The sequence below is a fragment of the Williamsia herbipolensis genome (assembly GCF_000964005.1).
Classification (GTDB): Bacteria; Actinomycetota; Actinomycetes; order Mycobacteriales; family Mycobacteriaceae; genus Williamsia_A; species Williamsia_A herbipolensis.
In genome coordinates this window covers 1-14,298 of sequence record NZ_JXYP01000027.1, presented here as the reverse complement: position 1 = coordinate 14,298, position 14,298 = coordinate 1, and the positions used below count along the sequence as shown (strand labels likewise).

Sequence of the window (14,298 nt, the reverse complement as noted above, 5' to 3'; positions counted from 1 at the left end):
CCGTCGGACCGGACCGGCGGCCGCGGCGGCACGGCGGTGCGCAGCGGTGTCAGCGGCAGGGCGCGGGGTGCGTCGCTCGATAGCTCGGGTCGAGTGCGTCGAGCACGATCCACACCGCGCGCGCGTCGCTCGTCATCTGCATGTGGTCGACCTGTCGCGTCCCGCAGCCGTCCTGTACCCAGGTGTTGCGGACCGTCGCGCCCGGTCCGGCACGCAGGAAGGTGCGTTCGGGCGGGGTGACCACGGTGTCGTCGCGGGTGCCGACCACGACATACCGGATCCCGGGTCGGCTGTCACCGCCGGCGTTGAGCCGATCGAGGAACGGTGACCCCACCATCTGCTCGACATACGACGGACCGACGGTGGTGGCGGCGAGGCGCACCACCGGGATCCCGAGCATCTCGCCGATGGCGCCGATGGTCTGGTTCAGGTCGAACGTGGTTCCGTGGTTGGTCCCCGCCAGCGTGACCACCGTGTTCACGGTGTTGCGGGCGGGGTCGCCCGGGGCGCCGCCGTCGAACTTCAGGTATTGCCGGATGACGAGTGCGCCCTGCGAGTGGCCGACCATGTCGACGCGCGCGCTGCCCGTCTCACGCCGTACGCGGTCGACGAAGCGCGCCAGCGTGGTGGCCGAGCGCGTGATGGTGTCGCCACCCACGAGGTCCATGAGGTTCTCGGTGCTGCCGGCCGCATGTCGGCCGTAGTCGATCGCGAACACGCAGTAGCCCTGACCGGTGAGCGCCGGCGCGAGGGTCTGCCAGGTCTGCGCCGAATCGGTCCAGGTCCCGTGCACCAGGATCACCGGGCGCGGATGTGCAGGCGCGGGCCGACACGAGGGGGAGTTGTACCCGCCGGTCGTGGGCTCCACCGGGGCCGGGGCCGCGCCGGCGGGACCCATCGCACCGAGCGGTGCCGCGATCGCCAGCACGGCGATCACGACAAGTCGGGCCACGCAAACACGTCCCAACGTGAGGCTCACACGCCTCATCAGTACCTCCAGCAACATCAGCCCCAACCGAGGTCGAGGCTACCGATCCGGGGGAGGGCTGCCCACCACGAGCACAGCGGTGCATCGATTCGCTATCGGATGGTTGCCGGGGCGTGATGTGACATCCGGCCGGACGACCTCGGTCTGATCAGGCGGCAGGCTTGGTGACCTCGAGGAGTCGGCGGGGGGTGTCGGTGCCGAGGAGCTCGTGGGTGTCGAGGTCGTAACGCTCGAACGACGTGGTGTTCGTCTGGTGGGTCCACCCACGCCCGTGGACGCGGGTGAGTCCGCGGGACATGCCGACCAGGCCGCGGAAGCCGTAGCGGGATCGGCCGATCTCCGCCGACACGGTCTTTCTGCCGAAATGGTTGAGGAAGCTGCGTTCGGTGGCGACCACGGACATGCCCACGGCGCGCAGTCGTATGCACAGATCGAGATCGGCACCCCAGGCGAACCTGCCGAAGGAGCGTTCGTCGAGCTCCCCGATCCGGATGAACGCCTCGCGGGTCAGCAGGAGGCCGGTGCCGTCGACGACCTTGAGATCGCGGTAGACGTCCCGTGGTGCGTAGTCGGCCGCATCCCCGGTGTGTTCGGACAGCAGCGCGGGATGCGCACCCCGGTCGTCGTAGACGGCGCACACCGCCCCGGCGTCATCGGGCAGTCGCGGGTCGAGCAATCCGTCGAAGTAGCCCGGCGAGAGACGGGTGTCGTTGTTCAACGTCATCGCGTTCTGATAACCCTCGGAGAAGGCGGTACGGAACCCCAGATTGGATCCGCCGGCCTGCCCCAGGTTGGTTCCGGGTGTGACGACCCGCTCGCCGCCGAGGGGCCGATAGTCGCCTCGGTTGTCGATGATGACGAAATCGACGTCCTCGCGGTCGAGATCTCCGATGAGGGCATGCGTGTACTCGATCTGGCCGAAAACCGGTACACAGACCAGGAGTCGCCTGTTCACAGACCGATCATCTCCGGGCCGAGCGGGCTGGGACAGCGATTTCGCATCGGATGCTGCAAGTTCGCGCATACACACGACAGAGCATCACGAGGCTCAGTGGGCGCCGGCGTGAACCGGGTCGGCCTTGAAGACCATGCGGGGCGTCTCGGTGCGCAGGACCGAGTGGTCGGCGAGACTGCGGACCTCGAAGCGCTGGGTGACGACGTCGTTGCGCCACTTGTTGCCGTAGAGCTTCTTGAGGCCGCGAGCCATCTCCTTGCCGCCGAAGAACTGGTAGCGGCGGCGTCCGGCGACGGCGTCGGCGGTCTTGCGACCGAAGTGGTTGAGGAAGCTGCGTTCGGTCGCATAGATGCCGAAGCCCGCCGCGCGCAGCCGCATGCACAGGTCGAGATCGGCGCCCCACCCGAAGCGTCCGAAGCTGCGCTCGTCGAGCCCGCCCGTCGCCACGAACGCGTCGCGGGTGAGCAACAGGGCCGTGCCGTCGACGGCGGGGAGTCGGCGGTAGGCGTCGCGCGGTGTGTAGTTCTCGGCCGGTCCCTCGTAGTCGGCGAGCAGGGCCGGATGGGCGCCGGCGTCGTCGTAGAGGCCCACGACCGCGCCCGCGTCGGAGGGGAGGCGGTCGTCGAGCAGCCCGTCGAAGTAGCCGTGCGAGAGCCGGACGTCGTTGTTCAGGGTCATCGCGGCGTCGTAGCCCTCGACGAACGCCGTCCGCAGACCGAGGTTGGAACCGCCGGCCCAGCCGGTGTTGTGACCCGGCGTGACCACCCGTTCGTCGCCGATCGGCTCGTAGTCACCTTTGTTGTCGACGATCAGATAATCGGCCTTTTCCTGCTCGAGGTCTCCCACCAGCGCGTGGGTGTACTCGATCTGGCCGTATACGGGAACGGTCACAAGGAGAGACTTCGACATATTGCACAGTCTTTCGCACATACGCACCGTAAGTGTTGCAAATTAGCAATCTTCATCTGAACAGACGAAGAAACCTTGACGGCTCACAACCGTTCGAAGCCCGCGAGCATCCCGGTGTACTGCTTGGCGGGAGGTCGCGAGTACTCGCCACTGGCCGGCCCGGGGAATCCGGCGACCGGGACGAGGGCCTCGGCCAGTCGTACCGCGGCCGCCACACCGTCGATCACCGGCGCCCCGATCTTCGCCGAGATGCGTGCGGCCAGGTCGGCCATCCCGCCGCACCCCAGGACGACCGACTCCGAACCGTCGTCGGCGAGAGCCCGCGCGCAGGCATCGGTGAGGACGGCCTCGGTGTCGGGGTCGGTCTCGAGTTCGAGCACCGGGATGTCGCAGGCGTGCAGGCCGCGGCACAGGCCGGCGACCCCGTACCGATGGGTCAGCTCGTCGGCGCGACCGATGGTCCGCGACAGTGTGGTCACCACCGAGAAACCCCCGCCGACCAGGGCGGCCAGAGCCATGGCGGCCTGCGCGATGCCCAGCACCGGCGCGTCGGCGATCTCGCGGGCCGCGTCGAGGCCCGGGTCGCCGAAACACGCCAGCACGTAGGCGTCACAGGGGGTCTCGGCGGCGCGATCGGCGGTGATGGCCGCGAGTACACCCGGCACGGCGAGGGCCTCGTCGTAGTGGCTCTCGATCGATGCCGGGCCCATCGAGGAGGTGACCCCGACGATCTCGGTGCCCGGTCCGGCGGCTGCGATCGCCGCGGAGACCATGAGATCGGTCATCGACGTGGTGGTGTTCGGGTTGATCAGGCAGATCCGCATGACCTCAGTCTGGCCTCTCAGGCCGAGACGTCGGCGGCGGGTGCGGCCTCGGCGACCGGCGCGGGCGGGCTGTCGTAGATGAACGTCGCGGGCGCGAAGCGCATACCCAGCCAGTACATCGCGAAGCCGATTCCGGCGCCGACGAACCACGTGTAGCTCGCCATGTAGGTGGTTCCCTCGATGACGATCGCGATGCCCGCGGCTGCGGCGACGACGGTGGCGATCACGGCCACCGGGTTCACGCCGCTGCGGAACCAGTAGCGCCCGGTCGGCGACATGCTGAAGAGGTCGTCGACGACGATCTGCTTCATCTTCACCAGGTAGAAGTCGGCGATGAGCACGCCGAACAGCGGTCCGATCACCGCGCCGAGGGCGTCGAGTGTGTAGTGGATGGCCGAGGGGTTGTTGAACAGGTTCCACGGGGTGATCAGCACCGAACCGATCGCGGCGATCATGCCGCCCATGCGCCAGGTGATCTTCGTCGGCGCCACGTTGGAGAAGTCGAACGCGGGGGAGACGAAGTTCGCGACGATGTTGATGCCGATGGTCGCGATGGCGAAGGTCAGCACGCCCAGGACCGCGGCGGTGGTGTTGTCGATGCGATCGACGATGTGCACCGGGTCGGTGATGATGTTGCCGTCGGTGTCGCGGCCGATGACTGTGGCGCCGGCGGAGACCGTGCAGACCACGAGGATCGAGAAGAACAGGAAGTTCACCGGCAGGCCGAGGAAGTTGCCCTTCTTGACGTCGGCGAAGGTGCGTCCGTAGCGGGAGAAGTCGCCGAAGTTCAGCATCGGTCCGGAGAAGTAGGAGACCACCAGGGCGATCGCGCTGATCAGTGCCGTGATCGACGCCCAGCCGCTCTTGTTGGGGCCCGACGAGAGATCGAAGTGCACGTTGCTCCAGCCGGCCTTGTAGATCAGGTAGCCGGCGAGGATCACCATCACGACGTAGACCGCGGGTCCGCAGAAGTCGATGAACTTGCGGATGGTCTCCATGCCATTCCAGAACACGATTGCCTGCAGCACCCACATCAGGACGAACCCGCCCCATCCGAGCAGCGACAGGCCGAGGAAGCCGTAGTCACCGACCGAGTCGAACTTCGCCAGCGACGGCCAGAACTTCAGGGCCAGCAGGCCGAACGCGACCGACGCGAGGTAGGTCTGGATGCCGTACCAGGCGACGGCGATGAGGCCGCGCAGGATGGCGGGGAGGTTGGCGCCGCGTACGCCGAACGCGATGCGGGTGGTCACCGGGTAGGGCACACCCGCCTGCTGTGAGGGGCGGGCCACGAGGTTGCAGAGGAAGTACACCATGAAGATGCCGACGAGCAGTGCGATGAGCACCTGCCATGCCGAGATACCCAGTGCGAAAAGGCTTCCCGCGAACACGTAGCCGCCGACGCTGTGCACGTCCGACATCCAGAACGCGAAGATGTTGTAGGAGGTCCAGTGCTGCTTCTTCAGCGGCGCGAGGTCTTCGTTGGTGAGGTTCTGGTGGTAGCCGATCTTGATGACGCTCTCACCGGCCGCGCTCGTGCGCGTCGGTTCGACCACCGCATTCGTTGTCCCGACGTCGGTCATGGCATCTCCTGGATTCGTGGAATTCCACTGAGATTAGGACCGCGTTATTTCTGACGGGTTACTTCGAGAGTATATTTTCGCCGGCCCGGAAGGGCGGCATCACCGCGGGTCGGCGATGTCCGAATCTGCTGCGCTGCCGACGATCATCGTCTCTAGTCGTGCGTGGTGGTCGCCGGCGGCGGCGAGCAACGAGGCGGTGTCCCGCTGCGCCATCGCCGTCATCATGGCCTCGTGGTCGGCGTGCAGACGGGTCTGCATCTGCGGGGTCGCGGTCCGCATGAGTTGGAACGGTTCGGTGATGTTCCAGGTCGACTCGAACATGTTGATGAGCCGGTGCATTCCGCACGGCGCGATCAGCGCCTGGTGGAAGCGACGCGAATTGACCTGATAGGCGCGCAGATCCGCGGTCATGGTCGCCTCGAGGAGGGCATCGTTGGCCGCGCGTGCGGCGTCGAGGTCGTCAGCGGTCGCCCGCTCAACCGCGCGTCCCAGCGCCGCTCGTTCGAGAACGCCTCGCACGTAATAGATCTCGCGGAGTTCGTCGCCGGTCAGCTGGGCGACGAAGTATCCGCCGTTCGTCTCGTGCCCCACGAGGCCCTCGCCGACGAGCGTCTTGAGCGCCTCGCGGACCGGGATGGGACTGACGCCGAAGACCCCCGCGACCTCACCGACCGGGATCGGTGACCCCGGTACCGCTACGCCGTCGAGGATGACCCGCCGCAACCCGTCGAGGACGCTCGCCTGCGAGGGGCCCGTCGGGATGGCCGACAGCGCGTCGAGCAACACGATGTGGCGCCCTCGTCCCGGCAGCATGTGCGCTCCTCCCGTCGCGACGACCACCCCGCCGCACACACGACGATTGTCGCAACTCCGGCCGCCCGACGCCGGGTGAAGCGAAAGCTACTTCGGGGTCACCCAGCAGGTGATCTCACAATGCACGACCTCGAGGCCGGCTTTGTCGGTGATGGCGATGGCGACCACGACGTCGGCTCCGCTGCCGATGGTCGCGGGGTCGATCGGTCCGTCGAGGGTGGCCACGGCGCGGAGTCCGGTGGTCGCCTTCGCGAGGTATTGCGACTGCATGCCCTTGGGCAGCCAGCGCAGGCCGTCGGGCACGGTGGCCTCCATCAGCATGCCCATGGCGCACTCGGCGAGGTTGCAGGCGGCGATGGCGTGGAAGGTGCCGATGTGGTTGTGCACGCCGAACCATTTGGGCGCGGTGACGACGCAGCGCCCCGGCGAGAGCTCCTTCACCGACGGGACGATGGTGCCGAAGTAGGGGACGCGCGCGACCATGCCGAGTGAGAACACCGCGGCACCGATCGCGTTCTGCGGCAGCCTGCGCCACAGCGCGTAGGTCGGGTTCGTGCCGGCGGGGCGGGGGGTGGTGGAGGCCTCGGTCATGGCCGACACCGTACCGCTCACCGTGGTGGGCACGTCTGCGTCGGTGTGAGGTCGACCCCGTCGAGGGCGGAGCGCGCGCGGAGAGGTCGAGGAGGTCAGTGATGAGTCGCCCCAGCCGCTCGGTCTGGTCGAGCGCCAGGTCGAGGGTCTCGCGGTCGGGGTCGCCACGCCGGCCCGTACGCGACCGGTGTCGTCGCCCTGCGACATCCTCCGCACCGCACCGGTCATCTCCCGCAGCGTCGAGGTCATGCCGTGGGCGAGCACCCACGTGACCACGAGCGCGGCGGCCAGAGCCATCAGCAGCGCGTAGCGGAACTGCCACTTCGCGGTCACCCAGAACGACACGCTCGAGGAGAACAGTGCGGTGCCGACCACGACGGCGGTCTTGGACTTGAACGAGCACATCGCGTCGAGCGGTCGAGGCAGGCCGGGCGTCACGGTCGGTCGGTCGCGTCGGGGCGGGCGTCGAGCGCGTAGCCGACCCCGTGCACGGTCCGGATACGGTGTGCGCCCACCTTCTGACGCAGCGAGCGGATGTGGGAGTCGACGGTGCGTGTCTCGCCGGCCTCGGCCCACCCCCACACCGTCTCCAACAGCTGCCCACGACTGAGGACCGCACCGGGATGGCGCGCGAGGGTGGCGAGCAGGTCTAACTCGGTGCGCGTGAGATTCGCGGCCGCGGCGGCGACCGCCCCGCCCGACGCAGCAACGCGCGGGTGCGGGCGACGAGCTCGCTGGCTCCATGGCTGAGACGGTGGTGACCGGTTGTCGACATGCCGCGCAGATCATGTGCAGACTCTGTGAAGACCATGCTGTCGCCGGGTGGTCCGTCCACGGGCGGCAATTTGGCCTCGACCGGCATCTGTTGCATACTGTTCGGGTTGCCCTGATCGGGTACGCGCTCTCGTGCGGCCTCGATCGGGTGCGAGTGTGGCTGACGGAGCAAGCGGAGACGAACTGCTCGGGGCATCGGACCGCACTCGTTCGACAAGCACGGATTTCCGATCTCGGCGCCACCGCGTGGCCGGATCGGTGAGGTTCACGGCAGATGACGCAATGGTTCGAACACGTCGCAACACGTGTGTTCGAGCAAACGACACGCCCGACCTCGGGTGTCGGAGAGATCCGCACCCGGCCAGCTCGACCAGGCCCGTATCGACGCACGTCGTGACGGGTCGAACGCACAACGACAGATGAACAGTGTCGATCACCTCCGGCGAGGGTTCGCCGGTAGCGCGCAGGACGCCTGCGTGCGGTGGTCATCTGTGGCCGCGCTCGCGCGGCGATCTGCCGACTAGACACCAGACGGAAGAGGACACAGCGTGGCGGGACAAAAGATCCGCATCAGGCTCAAGGCCTATGACCATGAGGCGATCGACGCTTCGGCGCGCAAGATCGTGGAGACCGTGACCCGTACCGGGGCTCGCGTGGTCGGCCCGGTGCCGTTGCCCACCGAGAAGAACGTGTACTGCGTGATTCGTTCGCCGCACAAGTACAAGGACTCTCGCGAGCACTTCGAGATGCGGACGCACAAGCGTCTGATCGACATCCTCGACCCCACGCCCAAGACCGTTGACGCCCTGATGCGCATCGATCTGCCGGCCAGCGTCGACGTCAACATCCAGTAGACGAGCCAGAGCGCCGAAGAGGGACTGACACAGATATGACACAGAAGAACGGAAAGGGAATCCTGGGCACCAAGCTCGGGATGACCCAGGTCTTCGACGAGAACAACCGGGTTGTGCCGGTGACCGTCGTGAAGGCCGGACCGAACGTGATCACGCAGATCCGCACGAAGGAGACCGACGGCTACGTCGCCGTCCAGCTCGCCTTCGGTGCGATCGATCCGCGGAAGGTGACCAAGCCGGTCGCAGGACAGTTCGCAAAGGCCGGCGTCACGCCGCGCCGCCACCTGGCCGAGCTCCGCGTCGACGACGCGTCCTCCTTCACCGTGGGCCAGGAGCTCACCGCCGAGATCTTCGCCGACGGCGCCGTCGTCGACGTGACCGGCACCTCGAAGGGCAAGGGCTTCGCGGGCGTCATGAAGCGCCACGGCTTCAAGGGCCTGGGCGCGAGCCACGGTGCCCACCGCGTGCACCGCGCACCCGGCTCGATCGGTGGCTGCGCCACCCCGGGTCGCGTGTTCAAGGGCATGCGGATGGCCGGACGCATGGGCAACGAGCGCGTCACCACCCAGAACCTGACCGTGCACAAGGTCGATGCCGAGGCCGGCCTCCTGCTGATCAAGGGAGCGATCCCGGGTCGCAAGGGCGGCGTCGTGATCGTCCGCGACGCAGTGAAAGGCGGTGTGACCGTATGAGCGTCAACACCACGAAGTCGACGGGCGACGCAGCCACCAAGCTGACCCTCGACGTCAAGACCGCCGACGGCAAGACCGACGGCACCGTCGAGCTCCCCGCCGAAATCTTCGACGCGCCGGCCAACATCGCGCTGATGCACCAGGTGGTCATCGCGCAGCAGGCCGCCGCACGGCAGGGCACCCACTCGGCCAAGACCCGCGCCGAGGTCTCCGGCGGTGGCGCGAAGCCGTACCGCCAGAAGGGAACCGGCCGCGCCCGTCAGGGCTCGACCCGCGCCCCGCAGTTCACCGGTGGTGGCGTCGTGCACGGCCCGAAGCCGCGTGACTACAGCCAGCGCACCCCCAAGAAGATGAAGGCCGCCGCCCTGCGCGGAGCCCTCTCGGACCGGGCCCGCAACGAGCGCATCCACGTGATCACCGAACTCGTCGCCGGGCAGGACCCGTCGACGAAGGCCGCGCGGACGTTCCTCGAGGCGCTGTCGGATCGCCGCAAGTTCCTGGTCGTCATCGGCCGCGAGGACACCGCGGCATGGAAGTCGGTCGCGAACCTGCAGTACGTGCTGCCGATCACGCCCGATCAGCTCAACACCTACGACGTGCTCGATTCCGACGAGGTCGTGTTCAGCGTCGAGGCGCTCAACGCGTTCGTCTCGCGCGCGGTGAAGACAGACGAGAAGGAGGCCTGAGATGACTGTTGAGGCAGATCCGCGCGACATCATCCTCGCGCCGGTGATCTCGGAGAAGTCCTACGGACTGATCGAGGACAACGTGTACACGTTCATCGTGCACCCGGAGTCCAACAAGACCCAGATCAAGATCGCCATCGAGAAGATCTTCGATGTCTCGGTCGTGAGCGTGAACACCGCCAACCGTCAGGGCAAGCGCAAGCGCACCCGGTCGGGTTACGGCAAGCGCAAGGACACCAAGCGCGCCATCGTCACGCTGACCGCAGACAGCAAGCCCATCGAGATCTTCGGAGGGCCGGTCGGCTGACGCCGCCGGTACCCCTGGGAAGAAGTAGAGGACAAGAAGACTCATGGCCATTCGTAAGTACAAGCCGACGACACCGGGCCGCCGCGGCGCCAGTGGCGCCGACTTCGCCGAAGTCACCCGTGACCACCCGGAGAAGTCGCTCGTCCGCCCGCTGCACGGTCGCGGCGGTCGTAACGCGCACGGACGCATCACCACCCGGCACAAGGGTGGCGGGCACAAGCGCGCCTACCGACTGATCGACTTCCGTCGCAACGACAAGGACGGCGTCAACGCCAAGGTCGCTCACATCGAGTACGACCCGAACCGCACCGCGCGCATCGCGCTCCTGCACTACCTCGACGGCGAGAAGCGCTACATCATCGCGCCGAAGGGGCTCAACCAGGGCGACGTCGTGGAGTCGGGGGCAACCGCCGACATCAAGCCCGGCAACAACCTGCCGCTCCGCAACATCCCGACCGGTACCCAGATCCACGCCGTGGAACTGCGTCCCGGTGGTGGCGCGAAGATGGCCCGCAGTGCCGGCGCCTCGATCCAGCTGCTGGGCAAGGAGGGTGCACACGCCACCCTGCGCATGCCCTCGGGTGAGATCCGTCGCGTCGACGTGCGCTGCCGCGCCACCGTCGGCGAGGTCGGCAACGCCGAGCAGAGCAACATCAACTGGGGCAAGGCCGGCCGTATGCGCTGGAAGGGCAAGCGCCCCACCGTCCGTGGTGTCGTCATGAACCCGGTCGACCACCCGCACGGCGGTGGTGAGGGCAAGACCTCCGGTGGTCGCCACCCGGTCAGCCCGTGGGGACAGCCGGAAGGCCGCACCCGCCGCAACAAGCCCAGTGATCAGTTGATCGTCCGCCGCCGCCGTACCGGCAAGAACAAGCGATAAGCAGGAGGGAGTAGCAGATGCCACGCAGTCTGAAGAAAGGCCCGTTCGTCGACGACCACCTCCTGAAGAAGGTGGACGTCCAGAACGAGAAGGGCACCAAGCAGGTCATCAAGACCTGGTCGCGCCGCTCGACGATCATCCCGGACTTCATCGGTCACACCTTCGCCGTCCACGACGGTCGCAAGCACGTGCCGGTGTTCGTCTCGGATTCGATGGTCGGACACAAGCTCGGTGAGTTCGCACCGACGCGCACGTTCAAGGGACACATCAAGGACGACCGGAAGGCGAAGAGGCGATGAGTGCAGCCAAGAGCCCGGAGACTCTGAACCCGACGGCCAAGGCCACCGCGAAGTTCGTTCGCGTCACGCCGATGAAGGCCCGCCGCGTCATCGATCTCGTCCGCGGCAAGAACGTCGACGAGGCGCTCGACATCCTGCTGTTCGCGCCGCAGGCCGCGAGCGAGCCCGTCGCCAAGGTCGTCGCGAGTGCCGCGGCCAACGCGGAGAACAACCTGGGACTCGACCGGCGCACGCTGGTCGTCTCGCAGGCCTTCGCCGACGAGGGCCCCACGATGAAGCGTTTCCGTCCGCGTGCCCAGGGGCGCGCGTTCCGGATCCGCAAGCGCACCAGCCACATCACCGTGGTCGTCGAGAGTGTCACCGCCTCGGCCCCGTCGGGTCGCAGCCGGTCGAAGACACCCAAGAAGGCCGTGTCGCAGCAGGCCGCCGCGAAGACAAGCAAGGGAGCTCAGTAGTGGGCCAGAAGATCAACCCGCACGGCTTCCGTCTGGGTATCACCACCGACTGGAAGTCGCGGTGGTACGCCGACAAGCAGTACGCGGACTACGTGAAAGAGGATGTCGCCATCCGCAAGCTCCTGGCCACCGGCCTCGAGCGCGCCGGCATCGCCAAGGTGGAGATCGAGCGCACGCGTGACCGCGTCCGCGTCGACATCCACACCGCCCGTCCGGGCATCGTCATCGGTCGCCGCGGCGCCGAGGCCGACCGGATCCGTGGCGACCTGGAGAAGCTGACCGGCAAGCAGGTGCAGCTCAACATCCTCGAGGTCAAGAACGCCGAGTCCGAGGCGCAGCTGGTGGCACAGGGTGTCGCCGAGCAGCTCTCGAACCGCGTCGCGTTCCGTCGCGCCATGCGCAAGGCGATCCAGTCGGCCATGCGTCAGCCCAACGTCAAGGGGATCCGGGTGCAGTGCTCGGGTCGTCTGGGCGGTGCCGAGATGAGCCGCAGCGAGTTCTACCGCGAGGGCCGCGTGCCCCTGCACACGCTGCGTGCCGACATCGACTACGGGCTGTACGAGGCCAAGACCACCTTCGGCCGCATCGGCGTGAAGGTCTGGATCTACAAGGGCGACATCGTCGGCGGCAAGCGCGAGCTCACCGCCGCGTCGGCCCCGGCCGGCGACCGTCCCCGTCGTGAGCGTCCGGCCCGTCCGCGCCGCAGTGGCGCCTCGGGCACCACCGCGACGAGCACCGAGGCCGGCCGCGCAGCGGCCGACACCGCCACCGCGGTCGCCACCGAGGCCCCGGTCGCGGTCGACACCGCCACGGCGCCGACAGAGAACCAGGAGGGCTGACCCATGCTGATCCCACGCCGGGTCAAGCACCGCAAGCAGCACCACCCCAGCCTCAAGGGGCAGGCCAAGGGCGGCACCAAGGTGACGTTCGGTGACTACGGCATCCAGGCACTGGAGAGCGCGTACATCACCAACCGTCAGATCGAGTCCGCACGTATCGCGATCAACCGGCACATCAAGCGTGGCGGCAAGGTGTGGATCAACATCTTCCCCGACCGCCCGCTGACCAAGAAGCCCGCCGAGACCCGCATGGGTTCCGGTAAGGGTTCGCCCGAGTGGTGGGTCGCGCCGGTCAAGCCCGGTCGCGTGCTGTTCGAGATGAGCTACCCCGATGAGCACACCGCTCGCGAGGCCCTGCGCCGCGCGCAGCACAAGCTGCCCATCAAGACCCGCATCGTGACACGAGAGGAGTCGTTCTGATGGCACTCGGTATCGCTGCCGCCGAGCTCCGCGAGCTCGGTGACACAGAACTCCTCGAGCGTCTCCGCGAGTCAAAGGAAGAGCTGTTCAACCTGCGCTTCCAGATGGCGACCGGACAGCTCGACAACAACCGCCGTCTGCGGCTGGTCCGTCGTGAGATCGCACGCGTCTACACCGTGATGCGTGAGCGCGAGCTCGGACTCGCCGGCGGCCCGGACTCCGACGCGACGGTCGGTGACGACGCATGAGCGAGAAGGACACCACTGTGACAACACCCGAAACGAAGCCGCGCGCACAGCGCAAGGTGCGGGTCGGATATGTCGTGAGCGACAAGATGCAGAAGACGATCGTGGTCGAGCTCGAGGACCGCGTGAAGCATCCCCTCTACGGCAAGATCATCCGCACCACCTCGAAGGTGAAGGCCCATGACGAGCAGGAGATCGCCGGCATCGGCGACCGCGTGCGCCTCATGGAGACCCGCCCGCTGAGTGCCACCAAGCGCTGGCGCCTCGTCGAGGTCCTCGAGAAGGCCAAGTAAGCCCTCTCGCATCACGACCCACGTAGAGCGGAACGACCCGCCACCGGATCACGGTGGCGGGTCGTTCTGTTCGTGCGAACCGGTGTCGCGACCGACCTCAGAAGTCGGTGGGTGAGCTCAGACCGACCGCGACGATGAGGACGATCAGCAGCACCAGCAACACGAGACTGATGGCGCCGCAGATGATCCCGGCTGTCGCCTGACCGGTACCGCGGAAGCGCGCAAGTTCACGGGTGATCTGACCTCGGGCGAGGAAACCGGTGATGAGCGCCGCGATCGCCAGCGGCACCCCGAGGTAGCAGAGCAGCAGCGCGGGGATCGACAGTATGCCCGTGACCAGCGAGACCACCGCGAGCGTGTTGTTCTGTGGCGCACCGAAAGCGGGCGCACCGAACTGCGCCTGACCGTAAGGCGCCTGCCCGTACTGGGGTTGGCCATACGGCGGTTGCTGGCCGTACCGGGGCTGCTCGTACTGGGGTTGCCCGAAGGGGGTCTCGCCGTATCCCGCGCCGGGATACGGTCCCGGGCCGGCGGAGCACCGCCCCGAGGTGTTCGACGGCTCGATGCTGGTCGTCGTCGCCACCGCCGACAAGGACGATCCGGCCGCGGTGGGCGAGAGTTGGCGACCGTACGTCGCTGGGACGGTCACCACGGTCGATGTCGACACCCATCACCTCGGCATGGCCGACGCCGCCTCGTTGCGCGTGATCGGACCCGAGCTCGCCCGCCGACTCGACGCCGGGACAGACTGACCCGCCCCGGAGCCTCTCTGCCGAACGGGTACGGGTCAGCTGCTCCCGAACTTCGGTGCCGTGGTGGGCGTCGAGGCGACCGGTGTGGTCGGCTGCGAAGGCGTGCTGGGCGGGGTCGATGTGCTGGGCGGGGTGGAGG

General features: G+C 67.6%; 19 protein-coding genes and 2 pseudogenes. 12 read left to right on the top strand and 9 right to left on the bottom strand.

The annotated features are described in order from the left end of the window. Nucleotides 1–49 precede the first annotated feature (49 nt). The 8 genes and pseudogenes from TU34_RS14980 to TU34_RS23045 all read right to left on the bottom strand — a co-directional run. On the bottom strand, nucleotides 50–952 hold the full coding sequence (locus tag TU34_RS14980; protein ID WP_238981331.1) for an esterase/lipase family protein: 903 nt from the start codon (nucleotides 950–952) through the stop codon (nucleotides 50–52). A gap of 184 nt (nucleotides 953–1,136) precedes the next feature. Continuing rightward, nucleotides 1,137–1,943, bottom strand: a complete 807-nt coding sequence (locus tag TU34_RS14975) for a glycosyltransferase family protein (RefSeq protein ID WP_065973617.1) — start codon at nucleotides 1,941–1,943, stop codon at nucleotides 1,137–1,139. Between the two features lie 93 nt (nucleotides 1,944–2,036). Beyond that, a complete protein-coding gene (locus TU34_RS14970) occupies nucleotides 2,037–2,834 on the bottom strand; it encodes a glycosyltransferase family protein (RefSeq protein ID WP_065973615.1) in 798 nt (265 codons plus the stop codon). Nucleotides 2,835–2,935: 101 nt separating this feature from the next. Continuing rightward, the gene (locus TU34_RS14965) at nucleotides 2,936–3,676 is read right to left on the bottom strand and encodes an aspartate/glutamate racemase family protein (RefSeq protein ID WP_045823708.1); all 741 of its coding nucleotides are present in this window, start codon (nucleotides 3,674–3,676) and stop codon (nucleotides 2,936–2,938) included. A gap of 17 nt (nucleotides 3,677–3,693) precedes the next feature. Next, on the bottom strand, nucleotides 3,694–5,259 hold the full coding sequence (locus TU34_RS14960) for an NCS1 family nucleobase:cation symporter-1 (protein ID WP_045823707.1): 1,566 nt from the start codon (nucleotides 5,257–5,259) through the stop codon (nucleotides 3,694–3,696). A gap of 99 nt (nucleotides 5,260–5,358) precedes the next feature. Continuing rightward, the gene (locus TU34_RS14955; protein WP_045823721.1) at nucleotides 5,359–6,072 is read right to left on the bottom strand and encodes a GntR family transcriptional regulator; all 714 of its coding nucleotides are present in this window, start codon (nucleotides 6,070–6,072) and stop codon (nucleotides 5,359–5,361) included. Nucleotides 6,073–6,159: 87 nt separating this feature from the next. Beyond that, the gene (locus TU34_RS14950; protein ID WP_045823720.1) at nucleotides 6,160–6,663 is read right to left on the bottom strand and encodes a hotdog fold domain-containing protein; all 504 of its coding nucleotides are present in this window, start codon (nucleotides 6,661–6,663) and stop codon (nucleotides 6,160–6,162) included. 434 nt (nucleotides 6,664–7,097) lie between these two features. Further along, a pseudogene (locus TU34_RS23045) lies at nucleotides 7,098–7,325 on the bottom strand (winged helix-turn-helix domain-containing protein); the annotation flags it as partial. A gap of 660 nt (nucleotides 7,326–7,985) precedes the next feature. On the opposite strand from TU34_RS23045, the gene rpsJ reads away from it, so the two are divergent. The 11 genes and pseudogenes from rpsJ to rpsQ all read left to right on the top strand — a co-directional run. After that, a complete protein-coding gene (gene rpsJ, locus TU34_RS14935; RefSeq protein WP_003938093.1) occupies nucleotides 7,986–8,291 on the top strand; it encodes a 30S ribosomal protein S10 in 306 nt (101 codons plus the stop codon). A gap of 35 nt (nucleotides 8,292–8,326) precedes the next feature. Beyond that, a complete protein-coding gene (gene rplC, locus TU34_RS14930; protein ID WP_045823705.1) occupies nucleotides 8,327–8,983 on the top strand; it encodes a 50S ribosomal protein L3 in 657 nt (218 codons plus the stop codon). Then, entirely contained in the window at nucleotides 8,980–9,669 is a 690-nt protein-coding gene (gene rplD, locus TU34_RS14925; RefSeq protein ID WP_045823704.1) for a 50S ribosomal protein L4, read from the top strand. The genes rplC and rplD overlap by 4 nt, the downstream gene beginning before the upstream one ends. Before the next feature lies 1 nt (nucleotide 9,670). Further along, the gene (gene rplW / locus TU34_RS14920; protein WP_045823703.1) at nucleotides 9,671–9,976 is read left to right on the top strand and encodes a 50S ribosomal protein L23; all 306 of its coding nucleotides are present in this window, start codon (nucleotides 9,671–9,673) and stop codon (nucleotides 9,974–9,976) included. A gap of 43 nt (nucleotides 9,977–10,019) precedes the next feature. Next, nucleotides 10,020–10,856 carry a 50S ribosomal protein L2 gene (gene rplB / locus TU34_RS14915; RefSeq protein WP_045823702.1) on the top strand — a complete coding sequence of 279 codons (837 nt, stop codon included), beginning with the start codon at nucleotides 10,020–10,022 and terminating at the stop codon, nucleotides 10,854–10,856. A 17-nt stretch (nucleotides 10,857–10,873) separates the two neighbouring features. Beyond that, nucleotides 10,874–11,155, top strand: a complete 282-nt coding sequence (gene rpsS, locus TU34_RS14910; protein WP_045823701.1) for a 30S ribosomal protein S19 — start codon at nucleotides 10,874–10,876, stop codon at nucleotides 11,153–11,155. After that, on the top strand, nucleotides 11,152–11,610 hold the full coding sequence (rplV, locus tag TU34_RS14905) for a 50S ribosomal protein L22 (protein WP_045823700.1): 459 nt from the start codon (nucleotides 11,152–11,154) through the stop codon (nucleotides 11,608–11,610). Before rpsS ends, rplV begins: the two co-directional genes overlap by 4 nt. Next, the gene (gene rpsC / locus TU34_RS14900) at nucleotides 11,610–12,449 is read left to right on the top strand and encodes a 30S ribosomal protein S3 (RefSeq protein ID WP_045823699.1); all 840 of its coding nucleotides are present in this window, start codon (nucleotides 11,610–11,612) and stop codon (nucleotides 12,447–12,449) included. The genes rplV and rpsC overlap by 1 nt, the downstream gene beginning before the upstream one ends. 3 nt (nucleotides 12,450–12,452) lie before the next feature. Further along, nucleotides 12,453–12,869: a 50S ribosomal protein L16 gene (rplP, locus tag TU34_RS14895; RefSeq protein WP_045823698.1), complete on the top strand. Its 417-nt coding sequence runs from the start codon at nucleotides 12,453–12,455 to the stop codon at nucleotides 12,867–12,869. Then, the gene (gene rpmC, locus TU34_RS14890) at nucleotides 12,869–13,117 is read left to right on the top strand and encodes a 50S ribosomal protein L29 (RefSeq protein ID WP_045823697.1); all 249 of its coding nucleotides are present in this window, start codon (nucleotides 12,869–12,871) and stop codon (nucleotides 13,115–13,117) included. Before rplP ends, rpmC begins: the two co-directional genes overlap by 1 nt. A gap of 23 nt (nucleotides 13,118–13,140) precedes the next feature. Then, nucleotides 13,141–13,407 (top strand): annotated as a pseudogene (gene rpsQ, locus TU34_RS14885) (30S ribosomal protein S17); the annotation flags it as partial. Nucleotides 13,408–13,504: 97 nt separating this feature from the next. Here rpsQ and TU34_RS14880 read toward each other — a convergent pair. Further along, entirely contained in the window at nucleotides 13,505–13,990 is a 486-nt protein-coding gene (locus TU34_RS14880; RefSeq protein WP_052688958.1) for a DUF4190 domain-containing protein, read from the bottom strand. Between TU34_RS14880 and TU34_RS14875 the strand changes: the two genes are divergently transcribed. Then, on the top strand, nucleotides 13,971–14,159 hold the full coding sequence (locus TU34_RS14875; RefSeq protein ID WP_045823695.1) for a hypothetical protein: 189 nt from the start codon (nucleotides 13,971–13,973) through the stop codon (nucleotides 14,157–14,159). The genes TU34_RS14880 and TU34_RS14875 overlap by 20 nt on opposite strands. Nucleotides 14,160–14,298 lie beyond the last annotated feature (139 nt).